Origin of the sequence: Ciceribacter ferrooxidans (genome assembly GCF_004137355.1) — a bacterium.
Taxonomy (GTDB): Bacteria; Pseudomonadota; Alphaproteobacteria; order Rhizobiales; family Rhizobiaceae; genus Allorhizobium; species Allorhizobium ferrooxidans.
In genome coordinates, this window is record NZ_SDVB01000339.1 from 1 (window position 1) to 273 (window position 273).

The following is a 273-nucleotide window of genomic DNA, read 5'->3' on the forward strand; positions in this document are numbered from 1 at the left end:
CACAGAGCATTGCAGATCTAACCAATGACTATGAAGACCTTTGAAGTTGGATTGAATAGCTACCTTGGCGGCGCCGTGCTGCTAGCCTTTGCGGCACTGTCCTTCGCCGGAACTCCCTCGGCTTCCACGGAGCCGCCCGTGGCGCTCATCGACGGGAAGCCCGTTCTTGCATCCGAGCTTCTCGAGGCGTCGCAAGGTCAGATTTCGAATTTGCGCAAACAGGAGTACGACATCAAGCGCCGTGCCCTGGATGGAGTGATCGAGAAGAAGTTG

The 273-nt window shown here is 56.4% G+C and carries 1 protein-coding gene; it reads left to right on the plus strand.

Going from position 1 to position 273, the window contains the following annotated elements; translation table 11 throughout:
* Positions 1 to 24 precede the first annotated feature (24 nt).
* On the plus strand, positions 25 to 273 hold a 249-nt coding region (locus EUU22_RS22205; RefSeq protein ID WP_165351264.1), incomplete at its 3' end, for a hypothetical protein.